This is a genomic window from Mesorhizobium sp. M7A.F.Ca.CA.002.05.1.1, from assembly GCF_003998335.1.
Classification (GTDB): Bacteria; Pseudomonadota; Alphaproteobacteria; order Rhizobiales; family Rhizobiaceae; genus Mesorhizobium.
In genome coordinates, this window is record NZ_RZQI01000311.1 from 1 (window position 1) to 6,221 (window position 6,221).

Sequence of the window (6,221 nt, forward strand, 5' to 3'; positions counted from 1 at the left end):
AGGCGAGGTTGACCTTGATCAACACCTGCGTCGGTCCGGGTGTCGGCACCGCGATGTTGCCCGGCTCGAGATACGGCTCCATCGCCTCCAGCACACTGCCGCTCGGCGTCCTGGTGTAGCCGTCGCCGACCAGCAGCAGCGCCTTCATTTCGGAGGGGACGGCCATTGGAACACTCCGTGCTTGGGCTGTCGGCATCGCCGGATGACGATGCCGGCGCTCAGACCTTTTCCTGCGTGTATTTCTTCAGCTCGGTGCGCGCCACCTGACGGCGATGCACGGCGTCCGGCCCGTCGGCAAGGCGCAAGGTCCGCAGATGCGTCCACGACCGCGCCAGCGGCGTGTCCTGGCTGATGCCTTGCGCGCCGAACATCTGCACGGCCTCGTCGGTGACCTTGAGCGCGACGCGGGGTGCCACCACCTTGATCTGGCTGATCCAGGGGGCCGCGGCGCGGGCGTCGCCCTGGTCGATCATCCACGCCGCCTTGAGGCAGAGCAGCCGGGCCATTTCGATCTCCATGCGGCATTCGGCGATGATGTCGAAATTGGCGCCGAGCTTTGCCAGCTTCTGGCTGAAGGCCTCGCGGCGCAAGGAACGCTGGCACAGCATCTCGAGCGCCATCTCGGCCTGTCCGATGGCGCGCATGCAGTGATGGATGCGGCCGGGGCCGAGCCGCCCTTGCGCGATCTCGAACCCCCTGCCTTCGCCGAGGATCAGGTTCGACGCCGGTACCCGCACATTGTCGAAGCGAAGATGCATGTGGCCGTGCGGCGCGTCGTCATCGCCATAAACCTGCATTGCCCGCACCTTGGTCACGCCTTTTGTGTCCGATGGCACCAGGATCATCGAATGACGGCGGTGCTGCGGCTCGTCATCGCCGCCGGTCCTGACCATGACGATGTAGATGGCGCAGCGCGGATCGCCTGCGCCCGAAGCCCACCATTTCTCGCCGTTGAGCACATAGTCGTCGCCCTGACGTTCGCAGCGCATGGCAATGTTGGTGGCATCGGACGAAGCGACATCCGGCTCGGTCATCAGATAGGCCGAGCGGATCTTGCCGTCGAGCAGTGGCTCGAGCCATGCTTTCTTGAGGTCGGCCGAGCCGTACCGCTCCAGCACCTCCATGTTGCCGGTGTCGGGCGCCGAGCAGTTGAAGGTCTCGGCGCCGAGATGCGCCTTGCCCATCTCTTCGGCCAGATAGGCATATTCGACGGTGGAAAGGCCGTAGCCGCGTTCCGAGCCGGTCAGCCAGAAGTTCCACAGGCCGCGCTCTCGTGCGGTCTTTTTCAGCCCTTCGAGGATCTCGCTCTGGCGCGCACTGTAGACCCAGCGGTTGCCTGTCTTGCCCACTTCGCTGAGGAATTCATGGTCGAGCGGCATGATCTCGTCGCGCACCATGGCCGCGACGCGCGCGTGGATCGGCTTCAGCCGCTCGGTCATGCCGAGATTCATCTCCGTCATCGGTCGCTAACCCTTCATGCATGCCAGGCATTTTGTCAGTGGCAAGGATGACCGTACTTCGGATAGCCTTGTCAACGCGAACTGTTTGCCCGCATGCCGAGCGCGGAGGATTGTGATGAGCTATCTGGACGAGCTGTTTTCGGTGGCCGGCAAGACAGCGCTGGTGACGGGTGCCGCGACCGGCATCGGCCGCATGGCGGCGACCGGGCTGGTCAGGGCCGGCGCCAGCGTGATGATCGCGTCGCGCAAGGGCGAGGATTGCATCAAGGTCGCCGAAGAGTTGAACGAGCTTGGCGCATCCGGCCGGGCCGAAGGCTTCGCCGGCGATGTCTCCAGCGAAACCGGCATTGCCGCACTCGTCGCCGAGGTCAAAGCCCGGACCGGGAAATTGCATATTCTGGTCAACAATGCCGGCGTCTCCTGGGGCGCGCCGCTGGAAAGCTTCCCCTATTCGGCATGGGCCAAGGTGTTTGGCGTCAACGTCACCGCGATCTTCCATCTAACCCGCGAATTGCTGCCGCTGCTCGATGCCGCCGCCAGGGACGCCGATCCGGCCAGGGTGATCAATCTCGGTTCGGTGATGGGCACGCAGCCGCTGGCCGACGACGCCTATTCCTACACCGCGTCCAAGGCAGCCGTGCATCATCTGACCCGCACCCTTGCGCTCGAGTTCGCTGGCCGCCGCATCACCGTCAATGCCTTCGCTCCCGGCCCCTTCCAGAGCCGGATGACGGCATTCGCCACCAGTACGGATGAGCAGGCCAGGCACGTCGGCAGCCATGTTCCGATCGGCCGTATCGGCGCGCCGGATGACATTGCCGGCGCAACGCTCTATTTGTGCAGCCGTGCAGGCAGCTATGTCACCGGCGCCATCCTGCCGATAGACGGCGGACAGTCGGTGCAGCATGGGCTGACCTTGTTCAAGGAATGACATTTTCCGGCCACAGAAGCCGGGGGTGAACTGGAGGACATGAGCGTGGAACCGATCAGTCTCGATGTGCTTCTGGCCAGTGTCGGCAAGGAGGTTGGCGTGTCGCCATGGCGGGCTGTCACGCAACGCATGATCGACCAGTTCGCCGACGCCACCGACGACCACCAGTTCATCCACTGTGATCCGGAGCGGGCCATGCGCGAAACGCCGTTCGGCGGCACCATCGCGCACGGCTTCCTGTCGCTGTCGCTGTTGTCGGCGATGACCTTCGAGACCATGCCGCCGCTGGAAAACGGCAAGATGGGCGTCAACCACGGCTTCGATTCGCTGCGCTTCCTGGCGCCGGTGAAGACCGGCGCGCGCATCCGCACGCGTTTCGTGCTGGCCGATGTCAAGGTTCGGCCGTCGGGCTGGGTGCAGACCGCGCATGACGTGACGATCGAGATCGAGGGTTCGAAGAAGCCGGCACTGACCGCGCGCTGGCTGACGCTGACCTTGATCGAACGCCAGCCCGAGACGGCATGAGTGATCCCGTTCTCGACCAGGCAGCGCTTGCGCCTTATCTCGAGGCGAACATACCGGGCTTTTCCGGACTTGCGGCAGTCGAGAAGTTCAAATCCGGCCAATCGAACCCGACCTACCTTTTGACGGCGGCAAGCGGCCGTTACGTGCTGCGCGCCAAGCCGCCGGGGCAATTGCTGAAATCGGCGCATCAGGTCGACCGCGAATTCAGGGTGATGAGCGCGCTTGCCGGCACCGCCGTGCCCGTGCCTGCCATGCTGCATCTGTCGGCGGAAGACTCGCCCATCGGCCGCATGTTCTACGTGATGGATTTCCTCGACGGCCGCATTTTCTGGGATCCGGCCCTGCCGGAGGCAGGCGACAACGAAGAACGCGCCGCCATATATGATGCCATGAACGAAACCCTCGCGGCGCTGCACGAGATCGATGTCGGGACAGTGGGGCTCGGCGATTTCGGGCGGCCGGGAAATTATTTCGAGCGCCAGCTGGCGCGCTGGACCAGCCAGTACCGCGCCTCGGAGACTGACGCAGTCGCCGACATGGACCGGCTGATTGCCTGGTTGGAAACGCGTATGCCCGCCGATGACGGCCGGATCTCGTTGGTGCATGGCGACTACCGGCTGGACAATCTGATCTTCGCGCCGGACCGGCCGAAGGTGCTGGCGGTGCTCGACTGGGAATTGTCGACATCAGGCCACCCCTTCGCCGATATCGCCTATCAATGCATGCAATGGCGGCTGCCGCACGCTTCCGGCTTTCGCGGCCTGGGCGGTGTCGACCGTTCCGCACTCGGCCTGCCCTCCGAGGAGGACTACGTCGCCGCCTACTGCCGGCGGCGCGGGCTCACCGGTATCGGCAACTGGACGTTCTACCTCGCCTTTTCCTTCTTCCGGCTGGCCGCGATTTGCCAGGGCGTCTACAAGCGGGCGCTGGACGGCAACGCCTCCAATCCGGAAAAGGCCCGGACCTATGGCGAGGCGGTAAAGCTGCTTTCGCGCCTTGCCGCGAAGCTGATCGACAAGGAGGCGTGATGGGCCGCTTTGACGGAGCAAAGGTGCTGATCACGGGTGCCGCCAACCTCGACAAGCGTCGGCACGATCCGAAGCATACCGCTTGGGAACTTCCCGTGCCCTTGTCCGTTTCCGTACAGCGTATATAATTTAGCCAGCCACCAACCAACCAAAGGCACCAGATCTTGCCGCAGAGCGTCCAGACACGCCGCGAGAAGCAAAAGGCCGAACTGCGCTCCGAACTTGTCGAGGCCGCGCACAAGCTCGTCCAGGAAGAAGGCTATGAAGGCCTGACCATCCGCAAATTGGCCAAGCGGGTCGGCTACGCCCCGATGTCTGTCTATTCCTACTTCGCCGACAAGCAGGACATCCTGTTCGCTCTGGCCGAGGATGCGTTCGAGACGCTGGCCCGCCGCATCGAGGAGCATCCATCCGATGATCCGATCGAGGCCTTGCAGGCGGTGATGACCGAATATGCCGCTTTCGGACTCGGCAATCCCAACGAATACCGCACCGTGTTCATGACCGAAAAGACCAAGCTGCCGGAAGGCTACAATGAAATGGAGGAGAGCAACCCTGCTATGAAGGTGCTGATCAGCAGGGTCGAGGCCTGCGTCGCCGCCGGCAAATTGCAGGGCGATCCGCGCGCCATCGCCACCATGCTGTGGGCGGTCGGCCACGGCACGATCTCGCTGCTCATCACCTTTCCGTTCTACCCCTTCGGCGATCCGCAGGCCTTCGTGAAGCGGATGTGCGATTTCACGCTCGCCACGCTCAGCACGCAAAACGTCCCGCCGCTGACCGAGACACCGGTCAACTGCTGAACGCCGTTTCCTGGTTTTGTGTATTCCCCTCCAGACCTGGGGGTTCTTGGTTAACAAAAATTTATTGTACGCGTACGGTTTTCCTTGAACTTCGCGATCGACGGGCGTATATGTACAGCGTATCGTACATGTACGAGAGAAATTCACCCGTCGGTACGAATTGAATTCGACCCGGAAACCGGAGACTGACAATGAAAAAGACACTCCTCACCCTCGCCGCCGTGCTGGCACTTTCGGGCTCGGCCTTCGCCGCCAACACCACCCATCCCGTCAAGCATGCGCCGGTGGCGGCCTGCGTTGACACCAGGACCAACGTGAAGCTCGATTGCGCTTCGACCGGTTCGGTCGAGAAGAAGGGTGCCACGCAAAATACCGCTGAAGGCAAGGGCCCGCGGCTCGGCATCAGCATCAATCCGTGGATTGTACCAAGCGCATTTTGACATCAGCAAAGATCGCGTCTGGCCGGCACAAGCCGGCCAGCTTCAGCCGACCGAAACCGGCAGCTTCGCCGCTGAACTCTCGAAGGCCGCGTCGATCAGCTTTTGCATGTCCGCGGCACGCCGGAACGACGGATCGCCATTCCGGCCTGTATCCAGCGCATCGGCAAAGCGTCGCGCATTGCGCTTGACACTGGGCAGCGCCAAGATCTGCCAGCGCTGAAGATCGACATCGCCGCCGAGACAGGCCGACAGGTTCGATGCCTTGCCGTCGGTTTCGACCCTGATGGCGCCCTTGGTGCCGTGCAGGGCCAGCGACAGATCGTTGGCGTGGCCGGTCATGTAGCGGCTCGCCACGATCGTAGCGAGCGCACCGGAACTGAGCCGCGCCGTCATTGCCACGCTGTCATTGGCGGCCAGCACATAGTCGCCGATGCGCTCGCCCTCGGCCTTCGGAAACGTCACCAGATCGGCATGCAGGCTGACGATATCCTGGCCGGCGCCATAGGTGGCGAAGTCCAGGATATGGATGCCGACATCGCCCAGCACACCGGTCGAACCGTGCCGGCTCGACAAGCGCCAGAGCCATTTGTCCTCGACCCGCCAGTCGCCCCACGACTGGCTGACCAGCCAGCTTTGCCGGTAGCTTGCCTCGACATGGCGCAACACGCCGATCTCGCCGGCCAGCACCATGCGCCGCGCTTCATGGATCGCCGGTGAGTTGCGATAGGTCAGGTTGACCATGTTGACCACCCCTGCAGCATCGTCGCTTGCGTCGATCAGGTGCCTGGCCGCGCGGCGGCGTTTGCCGCCGTCAGCAAGATCGGCGAATCTTTCGAGAGCCTGGAGGCGGCGATCGCCTGCGGTCAGTTCGATGCCGCCATCAACGCGACGCCGGATGGTGCGCATATGGCAACGACGCTGGCGCTGCTTGCCCAGGGAAAGCATGTGTTTTGCGAAAAGCCGCTGGCGCCGAACCACGCCGACGCGCTTGATATGACCGAAGCGGCCGAGGCTGCAGGGGTGGTCAACATGGT

Annotated in this window: 8 protein-coding genes; 6 read left to right on the plus strand and 2 right to left on the minus strand. The window is 63.4% G+C overall.

Annotated elements, in window-relative coordinates; genetic code table 11:
* Positions 1–218: 218 nt before the first annotated feature.
* Complete coding sequence (locus EN939_RS17040; protein ID WP_127268959.1) at positions 219–1,460, minus strand: acyl-CoA dehydrogenase family protein; 1,242 nt, start codon at positions 1,458–1,460, stop codon at positions 219–221.
* Positions 1,461–1,575: 115 nt separating this feature from the next.
* Between EN939_RS17040 and EN939_RS17045 the strand changes: the two genes are divergently transcribed.
* From EN939_RS17045 to EN939_RS17070, 5 genes are all read left to right on the plus strand, one after another.
* The gene (locus EN939_RS17045) at positions 1,576–2,391 is read left to right on the plus strand and encodes an SDR family oxidoreductase (protein ID WP_127268960.1); all 816 of its coding nucleotides are present in this window, start codon (positions 1,576–1,578) and stop codon (positions 2,389–2,391) included.
* 39 nt (positions 2,392–2,430) lie between these two features.
* Complete coding sequence (locus EN939_RS17050; RefSeq protein ID WP_023810115.1) at positions 2,431–2,916, plus strand: MaoC family dehydratase; 486 nt, start codon at positions 2,431–2,433, stop codon at positions 2,914–2,916.
* Entirely contained in the window at positions 2,913–3,944 is a 1,032-nt protein-coding gene (locus EN939_RS17055) for a phosphotransferase family protein (RefSeq protein ID WP_127268961.1), read from the plus strand. The genes EN939_RS17050 and EN939_RS17055 overlap by 4 nt, the downstream gene beginning before the upstream one ends.
* Before the next feature lie 164 nt (positions 3,945–4,108).
* Positions 4,109–4,747 (plus strand): TetR/AcrR family transcriptional regulator, encoded by a 639-nt coding sequence (locus tag EN939_RS17065; protein ID WP_127268963.1) that lies wholly within the window; start codon positions 4,109–4,111, stop codon positions 4,745–4,747.
* A gap of 191 nt (positions 4,748–4,938) precedes the next feature.
* On the plus strand, positions 4,939–5,187 hold the full coding sequence (locus EN939_RS17070) for a DUF680 domain-containing protein (protein WP_127268964.1): 249 nt from the start codon (positions 4,939–4,941) through the stop codon (positions 5,185–5,187).
* Between the two features lie 42 nt (positions 5,188–5,229).
* Here EN939_RS17070 and EN939_RS17075 read toward each other — a convergent pair whose 3' ends face one another.
* Positions 5,230–6,060 carry a Gfo/Idh/MocA family protein gene (locus EN939_RS17075; protein ID WP_245473107.1) on the minus strand — a complete coding sequence of 277 codons (831 nt, stop codon included), beginning with the start codon at positions 6,058–6,060 and terminating at the stop codon, positions 5,230–5,232.
* Between EN939_RS17075 and EN939_RS17080 the strand changes: the two genes are divergently transcribed.
* Positions 5,947–6,221, plus strand: a 275-nt coding sequence (locus EN939_RS17080) for a Gfo/Idh/MocA family protein (RefSeq protein WP_245473108.1), incomplete at its 3' end; no start/stop codon positions are given. The two genes, EN939_RS17075 and EN939_RS17080, sit on opposite strands and share 114 nt — an antisense overlap.